We start from the raw sequence: 223 nt of genomic DNA on the forward strand, positions 1-223 counted from the left end.
TAGGTCGGTCTGGAACCAATTGTATACGTGATAATTTCACCATTAAATAAATCCAACATTGGTGATAGGTATAACTTCTCCCCAAATAACTTAAACTCCGTAATATCTGTAACCCACTTTTCATTTGGTTTTTCAGCTTGGAAGTTGCGATTTAAAATATTTGGCGCAATTTTCCCAACTGTCCCTTTGTAAGAGCGATATTTTTTCATACGAACCAGACATT

At 35.4% G+C, this 223-nt stretch carries 1 protein-coding gene; it reads right to left on the reverse strand.

The window, feature by feature from the left end:
- The coding region (locus MR147_RS27375; protein WP_396022910.1) for a DDE-type integrase/transposase/recombinase at window positions 1-223 on the reverse strand (223 nt) is incomplete at both ends.

Source organism: Bacillus cereus group sp. BfR-BA-01350, from assembly GCF_022663775.1.
GTDB lineage: Bacteria > Bacillota > Bacilli > Bacillales > Bacillaceae_G > Bacillus_A > Bacillus_A paranthracis.